The sequence below is a fragment of the Pseudarthrobacter enclensis genome (assembly GCF_001457025.1).
In the GTDB taxonomy this organism is placed as follows: Bacteria; Actinomycetota; Actinomycetes; order Actinomycetales; family Micrococcaceae; genus Arthrobacter; species Arthrobacter enclensis.
Map to the genome: position 1 here is coordinate 476,691 of NZ_KQ758599.1, position 21,802 is coordinate 498,492.

The following is a 21,802-nucleotide window of genomic DNA, read 5'->3' on the forward strand; positions in this document are numbered from 1 at the left end:
TCACTCCATAGGGTAGTGGCGCAATTGGTAGCGCAGCGGTCTCCAAAACCGCAGGTTGCAGGTTCGAGTCCTGTCTGCCCTGCGCAGGCTGCCCCGGGCAACAAATCCGGGGCACGCGCAGCAACCATGGTTCTGATCAGGGCCGGGTAATCCACCATTGCAAAGATGAGCGAGGACCAGGTGACCGAAACAGCTGCCAGCAGCTCCAAGGGCCGCCCAGCTAAGAAGGATGCCAAGGCAAACGTCTTCGCCCGCATTGCACTTTTCGTCCGCCAGATCATCGGCGAACTGAAGAAGGTTGTTGCACCCACCCGCAAGGAACTGATCAATTACACGCTCGTGGTGCTGGTATTCGTGGCCATCATGATGGTCATCGTCAGTGTGCTGGACATCGGTTTCGGAACCGCCGTCGGCTGGCTCTTCGGCGGAACCGGCTCCACGGACAGCTAAGGCTGCAGGCTCCGCAGGCTGCGCGCTCCACCGGGAAACCGGGAGGGAAGCGGCGGTGTGCGGAATTGAGCCATTTAAATAGGCATGTTAGGCAATGAGGAAGCAGGAGACCAAGTGTCTGAGCAGGAGCTCGAGGTAACCGGGACTGAGCAGGAAGAGTCCGCGGACATCACCGCTGTAACCGGTGAAGAGTCTGAGGTTGAGTCCTCCGCGCCCGAATTCGATGACGCCGCCACCGACGCAGAGTCCGGCGATTCCGATGACGAGTCCGGCGACGCCGAGGAAGAGTCCACCGACGCCCTCGCCGCCGCGGCAGCCACCGCAGCCGCGGACCCCGCCGAGGAATTCAAGGCCAAGCTGCGCCGCCAGGAAGGCGACTGGTACGTCATCCACTCCTACGCCGGTTACGAAAACCGTGTGAAGGCCAACCTTGAAACCCGCATCCAGACCCTGGACATGGAAGATTACATCTTCGAAATCCAGGTGCCCATGGAAGAAGTCGTGGAAATCAAGAACGCCCAGCGCAAGGTGATCAACCGCGTGCGCATTCCCGGCTACGTCCTGGTCCGCATGGACCTGACGGATGCCTCCTGGGGCGCCGTCCGCCACACCCCCGGCGTCACCGGCTTCGTGGGCAACGCCCACAACCCGGTCCCGCTGCGCCTCGACGAGGTCTTCTCGATGCTCGCCCCGGTCTTCGAGGAAGAGCAGGCGGAGAAGGGCAAGCCGGTCAACAAGCAGAACCAGGCCCCGGTCGCCGTCGACTTCGAGGTCGGCGAGTCCGTCATCGTCAAGGAAGGCCCGTTCGAGACCCTTCCCGCCACGATTTCCGAGATCAAGCCCGAGTCCCAGACCCTCGTGGTCCTGGTCTCCATCTTCGAGCGCGAAACGCCCGTCACGCTGGCGTTCAACCAGGTCACCAAGATCTGATCACCCAAGATTTCGTCCCGGCGCCGCCCGCTTAGCGGTTCCGGAACGGCCGGCCGCCTTGCCATGGCGGCCACAAACCTGAAGCACGCTCCTGTGCTTCAGGAAGTTATTGAGAGAAGGACCCTACATTGGCTCCCAAGAAGAAGGTCACCGGCCTCATCAAGCTGCAGATCCAGGCAGGTGCCGCCAACCCGGCCCCGCCGATCGGTCCTGCGCTTGGCCAGCACGGTGTCAACATCATGGAATTCTGCAAGGCGTACAACGCTGCAACGGAAGCCCAGCGCGGCAACGTCATCCCCGTGGAAATCACCGTCTACGAGGACCGTTCTTTCACGTTCATCACCAAGACCCCGCCGGCTGCTGAGCTCATCAAGAAGGCTGCAGGCGTTGCCAAGGGTTCCGCTACCCCGCACACCGTCAAGGTTGCCAAGCTGACCCAGGCCCAGGTCAACGAGATCGCCTCCACCAAGATGGAAGACCTCAACGCCACCAGCCTCGAAGGCGCAGCGAAGATCATCGCCGGCACCGCCCGCTCCATGGGCATCACCGTCGAAGGCTAATTGCCCTTCCCTGCCGCTGACCGCCGTGCCACGCACGACGACGGGCGGCGCCGCCGGAATTCCGGCACCATCAACAATTGAAATGCCGGTCATCCGGGACGAATAACGGTCCGGGTCACCGGCTGTGGCAGGGCCCAGCGCGGTCCGCAGACCACAACTGCACAAGGAGAACAAGCAGCATGGCAAAGCGCAGCAAAGCATATGAGGCAGCAGCCGCCAAGATTGACGCGGAGAAGCTCTACGCGCCGTTCGAGGCAGTGACCCTCGCCAAGGACAGCAACCCGTCCAAGTTCGACGCCACCGTTGAGGTCGCATTCCGCCTCGGCGTGGACCCCCGCAAGGCTGACCAGATGGTCCGCGGCACCGTCAACCTGCCCCACGGCACCGGTAAGACCGCCCGCGTCCTGGTTTTCGCCACGGGTGACAAGGCTGAGGCAGCAATCGCGGCCGGCGCCGACTTCGTTGGCTCCGACGACCTGATCGAGAAGATCGCAGGCGGCTGGACCGACTTCGACGCAGCCGTTGCCACCCCCGAGCTCATGGGCAAGGTTGGCCGCCTCGGTAAGGTCCTGGGTCCCCGCAACCTGATGCCGAACCCCAAGACCGGCACCGTGACCCCCGATGTCACCAAGGCTGTCAACGACATCAAGGGCGGCAAGATCGACTTCCGCGTCGACAAGCACTCCAACCTGCACTTCATCATCGGCAAGGTTTCCTTCGACGCCACCAAGCTGGCCGAGAACTACGCCGCCGCACTGGAAGAGGTGCTCCGCCTGAAGCCTTCGGCTGCCAAGGGACGCTACATCCAGAAGGCCACCGTTGCCACCACCTTCGGCCCGGGCATCTCCGTGGACCCGAACGTCACCAAGGTGCTCATCGAGGCCTGAGCCCTCGTAGGACATCCGCACCGGACCCTGTCCGGAGCTGCAGAAACCGCCCGGCGCATTGCGCCGGGCGGTTTTTTCTTAACCTGCTCCGTCCTTCTGGCTAAGCTGGGGCCATGTCCGGGCCCACCGTCTCCGCCGCACACGCTGCCGCCGCCGGAGGGTGGGTGATCAGCCCCGTGCGCATTCCCGCGGCCGACGGCGGAAAGCCGCCTGCCGCCGTCGGGCCTTCAACTGACCTTTCTGCCTGCCAGGCATTGCGGGAAGCCCACGAACTGGAGCTGTGGGGAAACCTGGACCGCTGTCCCACCTTGGCGGAGGCACTGGAATACTGGCGGGGCACCGGCTATGAGGAGCGGCGCCTGTACCTGGCCCGCGCGGCGGGGGAGCCTGCCGGGCTGTGCTCCGTCACCCTGCCGCTGCGGGAAAACACTGCAACCGCAGGCATCGACATCCTGGTGGATCCGGCCCACCGCCGCCGCGGCCTGGGACGGGCGCTGCTGGACTACGCCGAGGCGGTGGCCCGGGGCCGCGGGCGGACATCCCTGGACGGATTCCACGAGGTGCCCCTCGAGCGGGTTGGCCCGGGCACGGACATGCTGCCCGCCAGGTCCGGCGCCGGTGCCCTGCCGCTGAGCGACCCGGGCACGGCCTTTGCCGCCGCCGCCGGGTACGGGCTGGAGCAGGTGGAACGGTCCAGCCGGCTCGACGTTCCGGTGGCCCGCGAACTCCTCGACCGGCTGGGCGACGAAGCGGCAACGTCCGCCGGTGACTATGCCGTGGTCCGCTGGCACGACGCCTGCCCGGAGGAATACGTCGCCGGGTATGCCGCCCTCAAGACACGCATGAGCACCGACGTTCCCATGGCCGGGCTGGACTGGGAACGCGAGGAATGGGACCCGGCCAGGGTCCGCGACGAGGAAGCGGCCTGGGGACGCAGCGGAGTCCAGACGGTCGTGGCCGCCGCGAAGCACAGGCAAACCGGCAGGCTGGTGGCCTACACGGTGCTGAACTGGCGGCCGGGGGTGCCGGGCTCCATCACCCAGCAGGACACCCTGGTGGCGGGAGGCCACCGCGGGCACCGGCTGGGCATGCTGGTCAAGGTGGCGAACCTGCGGCAGGCCCAGGAAAGGTGGCCTTCCGTGCGCTCCGTTTTGACATGGAACGCCAGCGAAAACCAGCATATGCTGTCGATAAATATTGCCCTTGGATTCAAGCCTGCCGGCTATGAAGGGGAGTGGCAGAAACGGCTGGGATGATGCCCCGTATGGCAAAAGACGTGAAGATCGAGCAGCTTTGGATTCCCGACTCCCTTGACGCGCCTGACGCCGCCGACTTCCTGGCCGCCGTCGAGGTGGGGCGCAAAGTCCGGATGGCCACGTGGGGGAGCGACGACCTCGCCTACGGGCCACTTGAAAAGCTGCTCGAATTCGAGGATCCCTACGAGCGCCAGCTCATCCTGGTGGCCAAGGTCGACGGCGAGATCGTCGGCACCGTGGACATCGCCCTGCCGCTGACCGACCACCTGGACCTTGCCGAATTCACGCTCGACATCCTGCCGGAATTCCAGCGCCAGGGCGTCGGCCGCCGCCTGCTGGAAGCCGCGGAGCAGTTGGCCCGCGGCGAGGGGCGCACCATGATTTTGGTGGACACCAACCATCCTGGCGCGTCCCTGGACGAGTTCGAGCAGGCGCTCCTGGTTCCGGGCACGGGCCTGGGCTTCGTGCCGCTGGAGAGCCGTGAGGTGGAGTTCGCCCAAAAGACCGGCTACACCCTCCAGCACATTGAGCAGTTCAGTGCGTGTTCCCTGCCGCTCGATTCAAAGCTGGTGGCAGATCTCCAGGCGGAAGCCGAAGAGGCCAACAACGGCCGCTACCGTCTCCACCATTGGACGGACCGCTGCCCGGACCGTTGGCTGGAGGCCGTGGCCGCCTTGGAGAACCAGGCGGGCGCCGACGTCGACCCGGACCTTGATGTGCCGGTGGAGCAGGACATGGTGTTCGACGGCGGGATCCTGCGCGAAGCGGAGGACGTCGCCATCGCGCAGGGCCGCAGGACAGTGGTCACCGCCGTGGAGCACCTCGCCTCCGGATCCTTGGTGGGGCTGACCACCATTACCGTCCTGGCGCACCGGGCGGACGTGGTGTTCCAGGACGATACCCTGGTCCTGCAGGAGCACCGCGGCAACAAGCTTGGCCTGCTCATCAAGGTGGCCAACATGGAGCGGCTTACGGAGCAGTTTCCGGACGCCCGGGTGATCTACACCTGGAACGCCCCGGACAACCGCTACCTCCTCACCGTCAACCAGCAGCTGGGCTTCCGCATCGCCGGGGTCACCGGCATCTGGCAAAAGGAACTGCCTCAGCTGCGCTCCAGCACCAGCTGACCCGCCCCGATTTGGCGTCCTGACCGGGCTCCCGTAGACTGGGATGACCAAAGACCGTCGGTTGTTGGAAATCCACTCTTTCGAGCATTGCTCAACTCTGCAGTTGTGCGCGGGAGACCCAGTGGCTTTCCGGACGAAGGACCCTGACATAGGGCGGCCAGCGCAGGTGAACGAAGCAACGCTCCATGGACAACCATGTTGAGCCAAGCCCCGTGCATCTGCGCGGGGCGTTTTTAGTTTTAGCTCAGCCTGAGCGGGGACCGTCGAATACCGGCACTATCCCCGGAAGGAGGGTTATGGCAACGCCTACCAAGGTTTCAGCAGTAGCTGAGATCACTAACGATTTCAAGGAATCGAACGCCGCTGTCCTGACCGAATACCGCGGGCTCACCGTTGCACAGCTCAAGCAGCTGCGTGTTTCTCTCGGCCAGGACACCAAGTTCTCGGTCGTCAAGAACACCCTGACCGCCATTGCAGCCAAGGAAGCCGGCGTCGAAGCATTCGACGGCCAGCTTGCCGGCCCCACTGCCATTGCGTTCATCAAGGGTGACGCAGTTGCCGCTGCCAAGAGCCTGACGGATTTTGCCAAGGCCAACAAGCAGCTGGTCATCAAGACCGGTTACTTCGAGGGCAAGGCACTGAACGCCAGCGAGGTTGCCGCTCTGGCAGCCCTCGAGTCCCGTGAGCTGCAGCTCGCCAAGGTTGCAGGTGTCCTCAAGGCACCGGCCGCCGCTGCTGCACGCATCATCGACGCACTGCGCCTCAAGCTTGAAGAAGAGAACGGTGCACCGGCAGCTGCCGAAGCGCCCGCCGCTGAAGAAGCTCCTGCTGCAGAAGCCGAAGCGCCCGCCGCTGAAGCTCCCGCTGCCGAAGAGAACTGATTTCTCTTTACCCCACCAGACTCCGGCGGTCCGGCCACGCGCCAACACACCGCCACAACAGGAAGGACGCCTACCATGGCGAAGCTCACCAACGAAGAGCTCATTGAAGCTTTCAAGGAACTGACCATCATCGAACTCTCCGAGTTCGTCAAGCTCTTCGAAGAGACCTTCGAAGTTACCGCTGCTGCTGTTGCTGTTGCCGGCCCCGCTGCCGGTGGCGCTGCTGAAGAGGCTGAAGAGAAGACTGACTTCGACGTCATCCTCGAAGCTGCCGGTGACAAGAAGATCGCAGTCATCAAGGAAGTTCGCGCCATCACCTCCCTCGGCCTCAAGGAAGCCAAGGACCTGGTTGACGGTGCCCCCAAGGCTGTCCTCGAAGGCGCCAACAAGGAGACCGCCGAGAAGGCCAAGGAGCAGCTCGAGGCTGCCGGCGCCACCGTTACCCTCAAGTAACAACGGCTTTTCCACGGAAAACCCCGTCCACTCCGGTGGGCGGGGTTTTCCGTTTAAGCAGGTTCGCTGATGTCCGCGACGACGGCGTCGAGGGCGGCGGTGAGGGCGTCGGCGTCAACGAAGGCGCTGAAACCGTGCGCTCCGGCGCCCATCGAGATGCGCCGGCCGGTGACGGCAGCATCCGCATACACCGGCCAGGGGTGGGTGCTGCCCAGCGGTGTGATGGTTCCCCGTTCATAGCCGGTCGCCTCCAGCGCCACGTCCGCCGGCGGGAGGGACAGCTTGTTCACTCCCACGAGCTGCCGGAGCTTGGGCCAGGAGATCTGCCGGTCGCCGGGGATGAGCGCGAACAGGAACGTGCCGTCCTTGTGTTTGACCACCAGGGATTTCACTATGTCCGCGGGACTGATGCCAAGGATGTGCGCCGCCTCCCCCAGGCTTTTCGCGGCGGGGCGCTCCACCACCTCCACCTGAAGGCCGCGGGCGGCGGCGTCGGCCAGGAAGCGTTCGCGTCCGACGCCGTCCGTCCCCTTTTCCGTGCTGCCCGCCATCAGTCGCGGTACAGCAGGAGAGCTTCGCCCTGCCCGCCGCCGCCGCACAGCGACACGGCGGCCTTGCCGGTTCCGCGCCTCTTGAGCTCATGCGCCGCATGGCCGGCGAGCCGTGCACCCGAGGCCCCGATGGGGTGCCCCAGGGCAATGGCCCCGCCGTGCACGTTGCACTTCTCCAGCGGGTAATCCAGGTCTTTCAATGACTGGACCGCCACGGAGCCGAACGCCTCGTTGATTTCGATGAAGTCCAGGTCGGACGTGCTCCAGCCGGCTTTGCCCAAAGCCTGCAGGATGGCGTTGGACGGCTGCGAATGCAGCGAGTTGTCCGGCCCGGCAACCTGTCCTGGCTTGCCGACCACCGCCAGGTATTCCAGCCCGTGCTCCTCGGCGTAGCCCCGTGAGGCCAGGACCAGCGCCGCGGCGCCGTCGGACAGGGGAGAGGAGTTGCCGGCGGTGATGGTCCCGTCGGTGGCAAAGGCGGCACGCAGGCCGGCAAGGGACTCCACCGAGGAGTTGGGGCGGACGCCCTCATCCGTAGCCACCACAATGGGATCGCCCTTGCGTTGCTTGACGCTGATGGCCGCGATCTCGTCGTCGAACGTGCCGTTCTTGGCGGCCAGGGCGGCGCGCTGGTGGGACTGGGCAGCGACGTTGTCCTGCGATTCGCGGCTGATGCCCAGCGTGAGGTTTCCGGTTTCCGTGGACAGCCCCATCGACTGGCCGTCGAAGGCATCGGTAAGGCCGTCGTGGGCCGCGGCGTCGAGTGCCTGGATGGAACCGTAGGTCCACCCCTGGCGCGAGCCCGGCAGCAGGTGCGGGGCGCGGGTCATGGACTCCTGGCCCCCGGCCACCACCACGGAGGCTTCGCCGGCACGGATCATCCGGGCGGCGTCGATCACGGCGGTCAGTCCGGAAAGGCACACCTTGTTGATGGTGACGGCGGGAACGTTCCAGCCGATTCCGGCGCCGATGGCGCTCTGCCGTGCCGGATTCTGGCCTGCGCCGGCCTGCAGCACCTGGCCCATGATGACGGTGTCCACGTCAGCGGCCGGTGCGCCACTGGCTTCCAGCGCGGCCCGGATGGCATGTGCGCCAAGGTCCACCGCCGTGAAAGTGGCAAGCTGGCCGTTGATCCGCCCCTGCGGGGTACGTGCTGCTGCAAGGATGACAACGTCGCTGTTGTCCGGGGAGTTGCCCATGGTTATCTCTTCCGATCTCATCCGATGTAGGCCACCAAGGCTACCGTGACCCTGGTCACCCAACTATTCAAACGCGGCCGGGGCCGCGTGCATTCCGGCCCGCCCCGATGCGGACCAGGCCCGGGAGGGGAGAGGTGCCCATGCCGCCAAGATGCGCGACGGCGGCCGGATGCGTAGGGTGGACGGCGGAAACTCTTGCAGGGGGCAGCTATCCCGCGCCCGGGACGGATGGAGCATTGACAGTGAAGAAGATCCTCGCCCTGGCTGCGGTGGCCGGCATCGCCGGGTTGACCGCCTGTTCCGTCTCGGCGCCGGCCCCGGAGGAGACCGGCGGGTCCACCGAGTCGCCCGCCGCCGTCGAAACGGGTGCGTCATCGGCCGCCCCGGAGCCCACCGCGTCCGGGGGAGCAGCACTGGGGGCCAAGGAGGCCTGCGAACGCTTCAACTCCCTGTTCGCCGACTACGCGGCAGTACCGGCCGGCGACGCCAACGGCTACGAGGATGTCTATCTCCAGGCTGAAGACGCGAAGGACACGGTGGCCGGGGACCTGCAGGGCCTGTTCGCATCGCTGAGCCTGCTGGCCATCGACCAGTCCGCGGCGGCGGAGTCGGGCGGGGAAGCGGCCCAGGCGTCCAAGGATGCAGTCCGGGACGCGGTGTTTGCCAACTCCGCTACCTGCTCGGCCGAAGGTGTCACGCTCAAGCTTTGAGCCGGCTTGGAGAAGCCCGTGAGGGACCTTTAAATGGTGCTTGCATTCCTGCGCCAAGTGGGGTAGACACGTCCGCCGTTTTGCCGTATCGTAGATATTTGCGTCTTCCCTGTTTACCTTCAGCCTTCATATAGCGGTGGGCTTTGCCTGGCAGCTGGCAATCAACGTGCCGTAGATACGTCACAGACTAGTCGGTCCAGGTCCCGGGTCATATAGCGGAACCGGATGGTAGCGCTGCGGAGTAACTTCCGCAGGGTGCACAGCGGGGGAGATCTGAAAACGCCTGAAGGTCTGTGGAAGGATCCCTCTTGGTCGCCTCGAGCACCTCTAATAACGAAACCGCTAACACCGCCGACAGCACTGATGGTGCCACTCGCCGGCTCTCATTCGCAAAGATTCACGAACCCCTTGATGTTCCGAATCTGCTTGCCCTGCAGACGGACAGCTTTGATTGGCTGGTCGGCAACGAGCGCTGGCAGGCACGCGTAGCGAAGGCTGTCGAAGAAAACGATCTCAGCGTCGCCACGACGTCCGGCCTGTCGGACATCTTCGAAGAGATCTCCCCGATCGAGGACTTCCAGGGCACCATGTCCCTGAGCTTCTCCGATCCGGAGTTCGCCGACCCCAAGTACACCATGGCCGAGTGCAAGGACCGGGACGCCACGTACTCGGCTCCGCTGTACGTCAAGGCCGAGTTCATGAACAACAACACGGGCGAGATCAAGCAGCAGACCGTGTTCATGGGCGACTTCCCGCTGATGACCGAGAAGGGCACCTTCGTGGTCAACGGCACCGAGCGTGTCGTCGTCTCCCAGCTGGTCCGTTCCCCGGGCGCCTACTTCGAGCGTGCCGCGGACAAGACCAGTGACAAGGACATCTTCACCGCCAAGATCATCCCGTCCCGCGGTGCATGGTTCGAGCTGGAGATCGACAAGCGCGACCAGGTCGGTGTCCGCCTCGACCGCAAGCGCAAGCAGTCGGTCACCGTGCTGCTGAAGGCCCTCGGCTGGACCGAAGGCCAGATCCTTGAGGAGTTCGGCCAGTACGACTCCATGCGCGCCACGCTGGAGAAGGATGCCACCGAAACCCGCGAAGACGCGCTGCTGGACATCTACCGCAAGCTGCGTCCGGGCGAGCCGCCCACCGTCGAGGCTGCCCAGTCCCTGCTGGACAACCTGTACTTCAACTCCAAGCGCTACGATCTGGCCAAGGTGGGCCGTTACAAGATCAACCGCAAGCTGGGTATCGACCGCTCCCTTGGCGACAAGGAAGCCTCCGTCCTGCACGTTGAAGACATCGTTGCCATGATCAAGTTCCTCGTCGCGCTGCACGCCGGCGAGAAGACCATCAAGGGCACCCGCGATGGCCAGGAAGTGGACCTGCGCGTCGAAATCGACGACATCGACCACTTCGGCAACCGCCGCATCCGCGCCGTCGGCGAGCTCATCGAGAACCAGGTCCGCACCGGCCTGTCCCGCATGGAGCGCGTTGTCCGCGAGCGTATGACCACCCAGGACGTCGAGGCCATCACGCCGCAGACCCTGATCAACATCCGCCCCGTCGTGGCAGCCATCAAGGAGTTCTTCGGAACCTCCCAGCTGTCGCAGTTCATGGACCAGAACAACCCGCTCTCGGGCCTGACCCACAAGCGCCGCCTGTCGGCCCTGGGCCCCGGTGGTCTGTCCCGTGACCGTGCCGGCATGGAAGTCCGTGACGTGCACCCGTCCCACTACGGACGTATGTGCCCCATCGAAACCCCTGAAGGCCCGAACATTGGCCTGATCGGCTCGCTGGCATCCTACGGACGCATCAACCCGTTCGGTTTCATCGAGACCCCGTACCGCAAGGTCAACGGCGGCGTCGTGTCCGACGACGTCCAGTACCTGACGGCTGACGACGAGGCCGAGGTGCTGATCGCCCAGGCCAACGCGCCGCTGGATGAGAACAAGCGCTTCGCCGAAGAGACCGTCCTGGTCCGTGCCCGCGGTGGTGGCGGCGAGCCCGTCCTGGTTCCGGCCGAGGACGTCGAGTTCATGGACGTTTCCCCGCGCCAGATGGTGTCCGTGGCAACGGCCCTGATCCCGTTCCTCGAGCACGACGACGCCAACCGCGCACTCATGGGTGCCAACATGCAGCGCCAGGCCGTGCCGCTGGTCCGTTCCGAGGCCCCGTTCGTGGGCACCGGCATGGAACGCGCCGCAGCCGTTGACGCCGGCGACGTCGTCATCGCCAAGAAGGCCGGTGTGGTCACCGAGGTTTCCGCCGAGCTCGTCATCATGCTCAACGACGACGGCACCGAAACCAACTACCGCATCAACAAGTTCGCCCGCTCCAACCAGGGCAACTGCTACAACCACCGCGTCCTGGTGAACGAAGGCCAGCGCCTCGAAGTCGGCGGCATCATCGCTGACGGCCCGGCAACTGACCAGGGTGAACTGGCGCTCGGCAAGAACCTGCTCGTGGCATTCATGTCCTGGGAAGGCCACAACTTCGAGGACGCCATCATCCTCTCGCAGCGCATCGTTGCCGAGGACGTCCTTTCCTCCATCCACATCGAGGAGCACGAGATCGATGCCCGCGACACCAAGCTCGGTGCCGAGGAAATCACCCGTGACATCCCCAACGTGTCCGAGGAAGTCCTCGCAGGCCTGGACGAGCGCGGCATCATCCACATCGGTGCCGAGGTTGAAGCCGGCGACATCCTGGTCGGAAAGGTCACCCCGAAGGGTGAAACCGAACTGACCCCGGAAGAGCGGCTGCTGCGCGCCATCTTCGGCGAGAAGTCCCGCGAAGTCCGTGACACCTCCCTCAAGGTGCCCCACGGCGAGTCCGGTACCGTCATCGGCGTCCGCGTCTTCGACCGCGACAACGACGACGAGCTGCCCCCGGGCGTGAACCAGCTGGTCCGCGTCTACGTGGCCGCAAAGCGCAAGATCACCGACGGCGACAAGCTCGCCGGCCGCCACGGCAACAAGGGCGTTATCTCCAAGATCCTCCCGGTCGAGGACATGCCCTTCCTGGCCGACGGCACCCCCGTTGACATCGTCCTGAACCCGCTGGGTGTTCCGGGCCGTATGAACGTGGGCCAGGTGCTCGAGACGCACCTCGGCTGGGTTGCCAAGACCGGCTGGAAGATCGAAGGCGAGCCCGAATGGGTCAAGCAGCTGCCGAACCTGCCGCGCGAGAGTGGTCCCACCACTGTTGCCACGCCGGTGTTCGACGGCGCCCGCGAAGAGGAAATCACGGGCCTGCTGGACTCCACCAACGTGACCCGCGACGGCGACCGCCTGATCAACTCCTCCGGCAAGACCCGCCTGTTCGACGGCCGCTCCGGCGAGCCGTTCCCGGATCCGATCTCGGTCGGCTACATGTACATCCTGAAGCTCCACCACCTGGTGGACGACAAGATCCACGCACGCTCCACCGGCCCGTACTCCATGATCACGCAGCAGCCGCTGGGTGGTAAGGCGCAGTTCGGTGGCCAGCGCTTCGGTGAAATGGAAGTGTGGGCGCTCGAAGCCTACGGCGCCGCCTACACGCTCCAGGAACTGCTCACGATCAAGTCCGATGACATCCACGGCCGCGTCAAGGTCTACGAAGCCATCGTCAAGGGCGAGAACATCCCCGAACCGGGCGTTCCCGAGTCCTTCAAGGTGCTGATCAAGGAAATGCAGTCGCTGTGCCTGAACGTGGAAGTGCTTTCCACGGACGGAACCACCATTGAAATGCGTGACTCTGATGACGCAGTCTTCACGGCTGCGGAGGAACTGGGCATCGATCTGTCTCGTGCAGAGCCCAGCTCCGTAGAAGAGGTCTAAGGAGTCCGACGACGGCGGGCCGCGTCCGCCGTCGTCCTCCTGACGTCCTCATCCCGCACCAAAGACTTCAGACTTTAGAGAACAAGAGAGAACAGGGACCATATGTCCAGCGAATCCTCCTTCGGCCTCATGCAGATCGGCCTCGCCACCGCGGAAGACATCCGCGGCTGGTCTTACGGCGAGGTTAAGAAGCCGGAAACCATCAACTACCGCACGCTCAAGCCCGAGAAGGACGGCCTCTTCTGCGAGAAGATCTTCGGACCGTCCCGTGACTGGGAATGCTACTGCGGCAAGTACAAGCGCGTGCGCTTCAAGGGCATCATCTGTGAGCGCTGTGGCGTCGAGGTCACCCGCGCCAAGGTCCGCCGTGAGCGCATGGGCCACATCGAGCTGGCCGCCCCGGTCACGCACATCTGGTACTTCAAGGGTGTTCCCTCCCGCCTGGGCTACCTCCTTGACCTGGCACCGAAGGACCTCGAAAAGGTCATCTACTTCGCTGCCTACATGATCACCAGCGTCGACGAAGCTGCCCGCCACGACGAACTGCCCAACCTGCAGGTTGAGCACGACATCGAGAAGAAGCAGCTGATCGACAACCGCGACTCCGACATCGCGGCGATCGCCCGCGACCTCGAAGGCGAAATCGCCCGCCTCGAGGGCGAAGGCGCCAAGGCTGCCGACAAGAAGAAGGCCCGCGACTCCGCCGACCGCCAGATGGCGAACGTGCGCAAGCGCGCCGACGCCGACATCGAGCGCCTCGAGCAGGTCTGGGACCGCTTCAAGAACCTGAAGGTCGCCGACCTCGAAGGTGACGAAGGGCTGTACCGCGAGCTGCGCGACCGCTACGGCATGTACTTCGAAGGCTCCATGGGTGCCGAAGCCATCAAGAAGCGCCTTGAGAACTTCGACATGCAGGCCGAGTCCGAAGCCCTGCGCGATGTCATCGCCAACGGCAAGGGCCAGCGCAAGACCCGCGCCCTCAAGCGCCTGAAGGTGGTCAACGCGTTCCTGACCACCAACAACAGCCCGCTTGGCATGGTCCTCGACGCCGTCCCGGTGATCCCGCCGGAACTGCGCCCCATGGTCCAGCTGGACGGCGGCCGCTTCGCGACCTCCGACCTCAACGACCTGTACCGCCGCGTGATCAACCGCAACAACCGCCTCAAGCGCCTGCTTGACCTGGGTGCTCCGGAGATCATTGTCAACAACGAGAAGCGCATGCTTCAGGAAGCTGTTGACAGCCTCTTCGACAACGGCCGCCGCGGCCGTCCGGTCACCGGACCGGGCAACCGTCCGTTGAAGTCCCTGAGCGACATGCTCAAGGGCAAGCAGGGCCGTTTCCGCCAGAACCTCCTCGGCAAGCGCGTCGACTACTCTGGCCGTTCGGTCATCGTCGTCGGCCCGCAGCTGAAGCTGCACCAGTGCGGCCTGCCCAAGCAGATGGCCCTGGAGCTGTTCAAGCCGTTCGTGATGAAGCGCCTGGTTGACCTCAACCACGCCCAGAACATCAAGTCGGCCAAGCGGATGGTCGAACGCTACCGCCCGCAGGTCTGGGACGTCCTCGAAGAGATCATCACCGAACACCCGGTGCTGCTCAACCGTGCACCTACCCTGCACCGCCTGGGCATCCAGGCGTTCGAGCCGCAGCTTGTTGAAGGCAAGGCCATCCAGCTCCACCCGCTGGTTTGTGGCGCCTTCAACGCCGACTTCGACGGCGACCAGATGGCAGTCCACCTGCCGCTGAGCCCCGAAGCCCAGGCTGAGGCCCGCATCCTGATGCTGTCCTCGAACAACATCCTGAAGCCCTCTGACGGACGCCCGGTCACCCTGCCGTCGCAGGATATGATCATCGGCCTGTACCACCTGACCACCAAGCGGAAGGGCTCGGCCGGTGAAGGCCGCGTCTTCGGTTCGGTGTCCGAGGCCATCATGGCGTTCGACGCCCGCGAGCTGCACCTGAACTCGCAGGTGAAGATCCGCCTCGAAGGCTTCGTGCCCTACGCCGGCTGGGAAGCCCCCGAAGGCTGGGAGCAGGGTCAGCCCGCACTGGTGGAAACCTCCCTGGGCCAGGTCCTCTTCAACGAGACCCTACCCGAGGACTACCCATGGGTTGAGGCCGTCGCGGACAAGGGCGAACTGTCCCGGATCGTCAACGACCTCGCAGAGCGCTACCCGAAGGTCGTCACCGCGGCAACGCTGGACAACCTGAAGGATGCCGGTTTCTACTGGGCAACCCGCTCGGGCGTCACCGTGGCCATCTCGGACATCGAGGTTCCGGCTGCCAAGCCGGAGATCCTTGCCGGGTACGAAGAGCGCGCCGCCAAGATCCAGGGCCAGTACGACAAGGGCCTGATCGACGACGACGAGCGCCGCCAGGAACTGATCGAAATCTGGAACAAGGCCACCAACGACATCGCCTCGGTGATGCGTGAAAGCCTGTCCCCGATGAACACGATTAACCGCATGGTGTCCTCCGGTGCACGTGGTAACTGGATGCAGGTCCGCCAGATCGCGGGTATCCGTGGCCTGGTGGCCAACCCGAAGGGTGAAATCATCCCGCGTCCGATCAAGTCCTCCTACCGTGAGGGCCTGTCGGTGCTGGAATACTTCATCGCCACGCACGGTGCCCGTAAGGGCCTGGCCGATACCGCTCTGCGTACCGCCAACTCGGGTTACCTGACCCGACGCCTGGTGGACGTCTCGCAGGATGTCATCGTCCGTGAAGAGGACTGCGGCACCGAGCGCGGCCTGGTCACGCCGATCGCCGTCGTCGACTCCAACGGCGAGCTCGTCCTGGACGAGAACGTCGAGAACAGCGCGTACGCACGTACCCTGGCCGTCGACGTCGTGGACTCCGAGGGCAACGTCCTCGCAGCCGCCGGCACCGACTGCGGCGACGTCGTCATCGACGAACTGTTCAAGGCAGGCATCACCGAGGTCAAGGTCCGCTCCGTGCTCACCTGTGAGTCCAGCGTCGGCACCTGCGCCCTGTGCTACGGCCGTTCGCTGGCCACCGGCAAGACCGTGGACATTGGCGAGGCCGTGGGCATCATCGCCGCACAGTCCATCGGTGAACCCGGTACCCAGCTGACCATGCGTACGTTCCACACCGGTGGCGCCGTGTCCGCCGGCGGCGGCGACGACATCACCCAGGGTCTGCCCCGTATCCAGGAGCTCTTCGAAGCCCGTACTCCGAAGGGTGTTGCGCCGATCGCCGAAGCGGCCGGCCGTATCACCATCGAAGAGTCCGAGCGGCAGATGCGCCTGGTCATCACCCCGGATGACGGAACGGAAGAGATCGCCTACCCGGTCCTCCGCCGTTCACGCCTCCTGATCGAAGACGGCGACCACGTAACGGTCGGCCAGAAGCTGATCAACGGTCCGGTTGACCCGAAGCAGGTCCTGCGCATCATGGGCCCGCGTGCTGCACAGAAGTTCCTCGTGGACGAAGTGCAGGGCGTGTACCGCAGCCAGGGCATCGGCATCCATGACAAGCACGTGGAGGTCATCGTCCGCCAGATGCTGCGCCGCGTCACGGTCATCGAGTCCGGCGAATCGGACCTGCTGCCCGGCGAGCTCGCCGAGCGCAGCCGTTTCGAGGACGCCAACCGCCGCGTCGTGTCCGAGGGCAAGACTCCGGCTTCCGGACGTCCCGAGCTCATGGGCATCACCAAGGCGTCGCTGGCCACCGAGTCCTGGCTGTCCGCAGCTTCCTTCCAGGAGACCACCCGCGTCCTGACGCAGGCGGCCATGGAAGGCAAGAGCGATCCGCTGCTGGGCCTCAAGGAGAACGTGATCATCGGTAAGCTGATCCCGGCCGGCACGGGCCTGCCGCGCTACACCGAGGTCACTGTCGAGCCCACTGAAGAAGCAAAGGCCAATCTGTTCACCGGCCCCAGCGCCTTCAGCGACTTCTCGTACGACACCCTCGGTGGTGACGGAGCTCCGGAGTTCCACGCCATTCCGCTGGACGACTACGATCTCGGCAACGATTTCCGCTGACAGGCACCGCCTGACCCAGGGATGGTCCCGCACCGAAAGGTGGGGGACCATCCCCGTTTAACCCGCCGATTAAGGGCTGGGGGCTGTCCATGCTAGACTGGACAGCAATTGTTATTGTGGCAGTGGATGAGAGCGCCGGCTCCAGCTGAAAGGCTGAGCCAGAGCGACGTTTCCGGTTTGCAGGGTTCTTGTGCAACGTATGCCACATTTTTGCATGCCTAGGGACTGGTGCTGTAGCAGCGCCGCCCCGGTATGTGATCCGACTATTAAAGGCTTCGCCTTCGCCGCCCTGGAGACCTTCTTCAAGGCCCGGGCGGCGGGGCAACGCAACAAGAGAGCGGCCGGAAACGGCTGCTCCGGATAAAACGGAGAACACGAGAGTGCCTACGATTAACCAGCTGGTCCGCAAGGGCCGCACGCCTAAGGTCTCAAAGACCAAGGCTCCCGCGCTTAAGGGCAGCCCGATGCGCCGCGGTGTCTGCACCCGCGTCTACACCACCACCCCGAAGAAGCCGAACTCGGCTCTGCGTAAGGTGGCCCGTGTGCGCCTCAACGGCGGCGTGGAAGTTACCGCCTACATCCCCGGTGTTGGCCACAACCTGCAGGAGCACTCCATTGTGCTCGTTCGCGGTGGTCGTGTGAAGGACCTCCCGGGTGTCCGCTACAAGATCGTCCGTGGCGCCCTCGATACCCAGGGTGTGAAGAACCGTAAGCAGGCCCGCAGCCGCTACGGCGCAAAGATGGAGAAGAAGTAATATGCCTCGCAAGGGTCCGGCCCCCAAGCGGCCGCTCGTACAGGATCCCGTTTACGGCTCCCCGCTGGTCACCCAGCTCATCAACAAGGTGCTCGTTGACGGCAAGAAGTCCACGGCAGAGCGCATCGTCTACGGTGCCCTCGAAGGCGCCCGCGCCAAGTCAGGCGGCGACCCCGTAGCAGCCCTCAAGAAGGCCATGGACAACGTCAAGCCTTCCCTCGAGGTCCGCTCCCGCCGCGTCGGTGGCGCCACCTACCAGGTTCCGGTTGAGGTCAAGCCGGGCCGCTCCACCGCACTCGCCCTGCGGTGGCTGGTTGGCTACTCCAAGGCCCGCCGTGAGAAGACGATGACCGAGCGCCTCCAGAACGAAATCCTGGATGCGTCCAACGGTCTCGGTGCCGCTGTGAAGCGTCGCGAAGACACCCACAAGATGGCCGAGTCCAACAAGGCCTTCGCACACTACCGCTGGTAATACTCCCGGGCGCCGCCGGCTCAACCGAGCCGGCGGCGAACGTGTAGTCCATCCCAAAAGGAGACCCCGTGGCACAGGACGTGCTTACCGACCTTAGTAAGGTCCGCAACATCGGCATCATGGCCCACATCGATGCCGGCAAGACCACCACCACCGAGCGCATCCTGTTCTACACGGGTGTGAACCACAAGATTGGCGAAACGCACGACGGCGCTTCGACCACTGACTGGATGGAACAGGAAAAGGAACGCGGCATCACCATCACGTCTGCCGCCGTGACCTGCTTCTGGGAAAACAACCAGATCAACATCATCGACACCCCCGGCCACGTGGACTTCACGGTTGAGGTTGAGCGCTCCCTGCGCGTCCTCGACGGTGCCGTTGCTGTCTTCGACGGCAAGGAAGGCGTGGAGCCGCAGTCCGAGACTGTGTGGCGCCAGGCTGACAAGTACAACGTTCCGCGTATCTGCTTCGTCAACAAGATGGACAAGCTCGGTGCGGACTTCTACTTCACCGTAGACACCATCATCAGCCGCCTCGGTGCCAAGCCGCTGGTCATGCAGCTGCCCATCGGTGCCGAGAACGACTTCATCGGCGTCGTGGACCTGCTCTACATGCGTGCGCTGGTGTGGCCGGGCGACGCCAAGGGCGACGTGACCATGGGTGCCAAGTACGAGATCCAGGAGATCCCGGCTGACCTCCAGGCCAAGGCCGAGGAATACCGCGCCAACCTCGTTGAGACGGTTGCCGAGGCTTCCGAGGAACTCATGGAGAAGTACCTCGAAGGCGAAGAGCTCACCATTGACGAGCTGAAGGCCGGCATCCGCAAGATGACCATCAACTCCGAGCTGTACCCGGTCTTCTGTGGCTCCGCCTTCAAGAACCGCGGCGTCCAGCCGATGCTCGATGCTGTCGTCGACTACCTGCCGAACCCGCTCGACGTTCCTCCGATGATCGGCCACGATCCCAAGGATGAGTCGAAGGAACTGACCCGCAAGCCGTCCGCCGAAGAGCCGTTCTCGGCACTGGCGTTCAAGATTGCGGCCCACCCGTTCTTCGGCCAGCTCACCTTCATCCGCGTGTACTCCGGTCACGTGGAATCCGGTGCCCAGGTGGTCAACTCCACCAAGGGCAAGAAGGAGCGCATCGGCAAGCTGTTCCAGATGCACGCCAACAAGGAAATGCCCGTCGAGGCAGCAACCGCAGGCCACATCTACGCAGCAATCGGCCTCAAGGACACCACCACGGGTGACACCCTGTGTGACTCCAGCAACCAGATCGTCCTGGAATCCATGAGCTTCCCGGAGCCCGTGATCTCCGTTGCGATCGAGCCGAACACCAAGGGTGACCAGGAGAAGCTCTCCACGGCCATCCAGAAGCTCTCCGCTGAGGACCCCACCTTCCAGGTGTCCCTCAACGAAGACACCGGCCAGACCATCATCGCCGGCATGGGCGAGCTCCACCTGGACATCCTGGTGGACCGCATGCGCCGCGAATTCAAGGTCGAGGCCAACGTGGGCAAGCCGCAGGTGGCCTACCGCGAAACCATCAAGCGTGCCGTGGAGCGCCACGACTACACGCACAAGAAGCAGACCGGTGGGTCGGGCCAGTTCGCAAAGGTCCAGATCGCCATCGAGCCGCTGGACACCGCCGAGGGCGAGCTGTACGAGTTCGAGAACAAGGTCACCGGTGGCCGCGTTCCCCGCGAGTACATCCCGTCTGTTGACGCAGGCATCCAGGATGCGCTGAACGACGGCGTCCTGGCCGGCTACCCGGTGGTGGGCATCAAGGCAACGCTGATCGATGGCGCTTACCACGATGTCGACTCCTCTGAAATGGCCTTCAAGATCGCCGGTCGCATGGCGTTCAAGGAAGCTGCGAAGAAGGCGAACCCGGTCCTGCTCGAACCGCTGATGGACGTCGAGGTGCGTACCCCTGAGGAATACATGGGTGACGTTATCGGCGACCTGAACTCCCGCCGTGGCCAGATGCAGTCCATGGAAGACGCTGCAGGCGTCAAGGTTGTGCGCGCCCACGTGCCGCTGTCCGGCATGTTCGGATACATCGGCGACCTGCGGTCCAAGACCCAGGGCCGTGCTGTGTACTCCATGACGTTCAACAGCTACGCGGAGGTCCCGAAGGCTGTCGCCGACGAGATCATCCAGAAGAGCCGCGGCGAGTAGTCCGTACAGGGCTCTCAAAGCGAACACCTCGGGTGCGTGACCGGAAACGGGCAGCGCAGCCGGTGCAGGTGGCCGGGGCGGACCGGACCAGGTCCGGAATCCCCGTCCCGGCCCCCTGTACGAGCAGGTTCAGGGGATTACTATTAGTTCCTGGATCCGCAATTTCACCAATCCAAAGCCCCCAAGTAGACTTGCCTGAGTTTCTGCCGCGAGAAGCGCGGCCGAAAGGCAAGCCATTTGAAAACGTTCTAGGAGGAACCTGTGGCAAAGGCAAAGTTCGAGCGGACTAAGCCGCACGTCAACATCGGCACCATCGGTCACGTTGACCATGGCAAGACGACGCTGACGGCCGCCATTTCCAAGGTGCTGTACGACAAGTACCCGGATCTCAACGAAAAGCGCGACTTCGCGTCGATCGACTCTGCTCCCGAAGAGCGTCAGCGCGGTATTACCATCAACATCTCCCACGTGGAGTACCAGACCGAGAAGCGTCACTACGCACACGTTGACGCCCCCGGTCACGCTGACTACATCAAGAACATGATCACCGGTGCTGCCCAGATGGACGGCGCAATCCTCGTGGTTGCTGCTACCGACGGCCCGATGGCTCAGACCCGCGAGCACGTTCTGCTCGCCCGCCAGGTTGGTGTTCCCTACCTGCTGGTCGCGCTGAACAAGGCTGACATGGTTGAGGACGAGGAACTCCTCGACCTCGTCGAAATGGAAGTTCGTGAGCTCCTGAGCTCGCAGGGCTTCGATGGCGACAACGCTCCGGTGATCCGCGTTTCCGGCCTGAAGGCCCTGGAAGGCGATCCCGAGTGGGTCAAGTCCGTTGAGGACCTGATGGCTGCCGTCGACGAGTCCGTTCCGGACCCCGTCCGTGACCGCGACAAGCCGTTCCTGATGCCGATCGAAGACGTCTTCACCATCACCGGCCGTGGCACCGTTGTTACGGGCCGCGCCGAGCGTGGCACCCTCGCCATCAACTCCGAGGTTGAGATCGTCGGCATCCGCCCGGTCCAGAAGACCACCGTCACCGGTATCGAGATGTTCCACAAGCAGCTCGACGAAGCATGGGCCGGCGAGAACTGTGGCCTCCTGCTCCGCGGTCTGAAGCGTGACGACGTCGAGCGTGGCCAGGTTGTCGTCAAGCCGGGTTCCATCACCCCGCACACCGACTTCGAGGCCAACGTCTACATCCTGTCCAAGGACGAAGGCGGACGTCACAACCCGTTCTACTCGAACTACCGCCCGCAGTTCTACTTCCGTACGACGGACGTTACCGGCGTTATCACCCTGCCCGAGGGCACGGAAATGGTTATGCCCGGCGACAACACTGAGATGACCGTTGCGCTCATCCAGCCGATCGCTATGGAAGAGGGCCTCGGCTTCGCTATCCGCGAAGGCGGCCGCACCGTTGGTTCGGGACGCGTTACCAAGATCATCAAGTAATTTCTTGCTGATCACCGGTTGCCCGGAATCCTGTTCCGGGTAATCCACAGAAAGCCCCGCTGCCGTGTGCAGCGGGGTTTTCTTTTGCTACCGTTAATCCAGTCATTGGATAAATC

At 64.1% G+C, this 21,802-nt stretch carries 17 protein-coding genes and 1 tRNA gene; 16 read left to right on the forward strand and 2 right to left on the reverse strand.

The genetic code is table 11. The features are described 5' to 3' along the window. Positions 1-9: 9 nt before the first annotated feature. The 9 genes from AS031_RS02160 to rplL all read left to right on the forward strand — a co-directional run bounded on the left by AS031_RS02160 (position 10) and on the right by rplL (position 6,544). Positions 10-82, forward strand: a tRNA-Trp gene (locus AS031_RS02160). An 83-nt stretch (positions 83-165) separates the two neighbouring features. Next, positions 166-450 (forward strand): preprotein translocase subunit SecE, encoded by a 285-nt coding sequence (gene secE / locus AS031_RS02165; protein WP_058266491.1) that lies wholly within the window; start codon positions 166-168, stop codon positions 448-450. Between the two features lie 114 nt (positions 451-564). Next, positions 565-1,380, forward strand: coding sequence for a transcription termination/antitermination protein NusG (gene nusG, locus AS031_RS02170; RefSeq protein ID WP_058266492.1), 816 nt, complete (start codon positions 565-567; stop codon positions 1,378-1,380). Positions 1,381-1,508: 128 nt separating this feature from the next. After that, entirely contained in the window at positions 1,509-1,940 is a 432-nt protein-coding gene (rplK, locus tag AS031_RS02175; RefSeq protein WP_003803853.1) for a 50S ribosomal protein L11, read from the forward strand. 179 nt (positions 1,941-2,119) lie between these two features. After that, a complete protein-coding gene (gene rplA / locus AS031_RS02180; protein ID WP_058266493.1) occupies positions 2,120-2,827 on the forward strand; it encodes a 50S ribosomal protein L1 in 708 nt (235 codons plus the stop codon). A gap of 113 nt (positions 2,828-2,940) precedes the next feature. After that, positions 2,941-4,083: a GNAT family N-acetyltransferase gene (locus tag AS031_RS02185; RefSeq protein ID WP_058266494.1), complete on the forward strand. Its 1,143-nt coding sequence runs from the start codon at positions 2,941-2,943 to the stop codon at positions 4,081-4,083. A gap of 8 nt (positions 4,084-4,091) precedes the next feature. Then, a complete protein-coding gene (locus AS031_RS02190; protein WP_058266495.1) occupies positions 4,092-5,210 on the forward strand; it encodes a GNAT family N-acetyltransferase in 1,119 nt (372 codons plus the stop codon). A gap of 296 nt (positions 5,211-5,506) precedes the next feature. Further along, positions 5,507-6,091 (forward strand): 50S ribosomal protein L10, encoded by a 585-nt coding sequence (gene rplJ / locus AS031_RS02195; RefSeq protein WP_058266496.1) that lies wholly within the window; start codon positions 5,507-5,509, stop codon positions 6,089-6,091. A 75-nt stretch (positions 6,092-6,166) separates the two neighbouring features. Then, on the forward strand, positions 6,167-6,544 hold the full coding sequence (gene rplL, locus AS031_RS02200) for a 50S ribosomal protein L7/L12 (protein ID WP_058266497.1): 378 nt from the start codon (positions 6,167-6,169) through the stop codon (positions 6,542-6,544). Between the two features lie 53 nt (positions 6,545-6,597). Here rplL and AS031_RS02205 read toward each other — a convergent pair whose 3' ends face one another. Both AS031_RS02205 and AS031_RS02210 read right to left on the reverse strand, forming a co-directional pair. Then, positions 6,598-7,095, reverse strand: a complete 498-nt coding sequence (locus AS031_RS02205; protein ID WP_058266498.1) for an aminoacyl-tRNA deacylase — start codon at positions 7,093-7,095, stop codon at positions 6,598-6,600. After that, positions 7,095-8,294, reverse strand: coding sequence for an acetyl-CoA C-acetyltransferase (locus tag AS031_RS02210; RefSeq protein WP_058266499.1), 1,200 nt, complete (start codon positions 8,292-8,294; stop codon positions 7,095-7,097). Before AS031_RS02210 ends, AS031_RS02205 begins: the two co-directional genes overlap by 1 nt. 242 nt (positions 8,295-8,536) lie before the next feature. Between AS031_RS02210 and AS031_RS02215 the strand changes: the two genes are divergently transcribed. The 7 genes from AS031_RS02215 to tuf all read left to right on the forward strand — a co-directional run bounded on the left by AS031_RS02215 (position 8,537) and on the right by tuf (position 21,686). Further along, complete coding sequence (locus AS031_RS02215) at positions 8,537-9,004, forward strand: hypothetical protein (RefSeq protein ID WP_058266500.1); 468 nt, start codon at positions 8,537-8,539, stop codon at positions 9,002-9,004. A 308-nt stretch (positions 9,005-9,312) separates the two neighbouring features. Further along, positions 9,313-12,822 (forward strand): DNA-directed RNA polymerase subunit beta, encoded by a 3,510-nt coding sequence (rpoB, locus tag AS031_RS02220; protein WP_058266501.1) that lies wholly within the window; start codon positions 9,313-9,315, stop codon positions 12,820-12,822. Positions 12,823-12,924: 102 nt separating this feature from the next. Beyond that, positions 12,925-16,824, forward strand: a complete 3,900-nt coding sequence (locus tag AS031_RS02225; RefSeq protein WP_058266502.1) for a DNA-directed RNA polymerase subunit beta' — start codon at positions 12,925-12,927, stop codon at positions 16,822-16,824. 380 nt (positions 16,825-17,204) lie between these two features. Next, entirely contained in the window at positions 17,205-17,579 is a 375-nt protein-coding gene (gene rpsL, locus AS031_RS02230) for a 30S ribosomal protein S12 (protein WP_009358312.1), read from the forward strand. A gap of 1 nt (position 17,580) precedes the next feature. Continuing rightward, positions 17,581-18,051: a 30S ribosomal protein S7 gene (gene rpsG, locus AS031_RS02235; RefSeq protein WP_013601837.1), complete on the forward strand. Its 471-nt coding sequence runs from the start codon at positions 17,581-17,583 to the stop codon at positions 18,049-18,051. A 68-nt stretch (positions 18,052-18,119) separates the two neighbouring features. Continuing rightward, positions 18,120-20,234, forward strand: coding sequence for an elongation factor G (gene fusA, locus AS031_RS02240; RefSeq protein WP_058266503.1), 2,115 nt, complete (start codon positions 18,120-18,122; stop codon positions 20,232-20,234). Between the two features lie 261 nt (positions 20,235-20,495). Continuing rightward, positions 20,496-21,686: an elongation factor Tu gene (gene tuf / locus AS031_RS02245; protein ID WP_058266504.1), complete on the forward strand. Its 1,191-nt coding sequence runs from the start codon at positions 20,496-20,498 to the stop codon at positions 21,684-21,686. Positions 21,687-21,802: the final 116 nt, after the last annotated feature.

What these genes read in the sequence shown, in the direction of transcription:
- secE (WP_058266491.1), top strand. Translation starts at nt 166, where the DNA reads ATGAGCGAGGACCAGGTGACCGAAACAGCTGCCAGCAGCTCCAAGGGC.
- rplL (WP_058266497.1), top strand. Translation starts at nt 6,167, where the DNA reads ATGGCGAAGCTCACCAACGAAGAGCTCATTGAAGCTTTCAAGGAACTG.
- AS031_RS02225 (WP_058266502.1), top strand. Translation starts at nt 12,925, where the DNA reads ATGTCCAGCGAATCCTCCTTCGGCCTCATGCAGATCGGCCTCGCCACC.
- AS031_RS02190 (WP_058266495.1), top strand. Translation starts at nt 4,092, where the DNA reads ATGGCAAAAGACGTGAAGATCGAGCAGCTTTGGATTCCCGACTCCCTT.
- AS031_RS02205 (WP_058266498.1), bottom strand. Translation starts at nt 7,095, where the DNA reads ATGGCGGGCAGCACGGAAAAGGGGACGGACGGCGTCGGACGCGAACGC.
- rplA (WP_058266493.1), top strand. Translation starts at nt 2,120, where the DNA reads ATGGCAAAGCGCAGCAAAGCATATGAGGCAGCAGCCGCCAAGATTGAC.
- AS031_RS02210 (WP_058266499.1), bottom strand. Translation starts at nt 8,294, where the DNA reads ATGGGCAACTCCCCGGACAACAGCGACGTTGTCATCCTTGCAGCAGCA.
- rpsG (WP_013601837.1), top strand. Translation starts at nt 17,581, where the DNA reads ATGCCTCGCAAGGGTCCGGCCCCCAAGCGGCCGCTCGTACAGGATCCC.
- rplJ (WP_058266496.1), top strand. Translation starts at nt 5,507, where the DNA reads ATGGCAACGCCTACCAAGGTTTCAGCAGTAGCTGAGATCACTAACGAT.
- AS031_RS02185 (WP_058266494.1), top strand. Translation starts at nt 2,941, where the DNA reads ATGTCCGGGCCCACCGTCTCCGCCGCACACGCTGCCGCCGCCGGAGGG.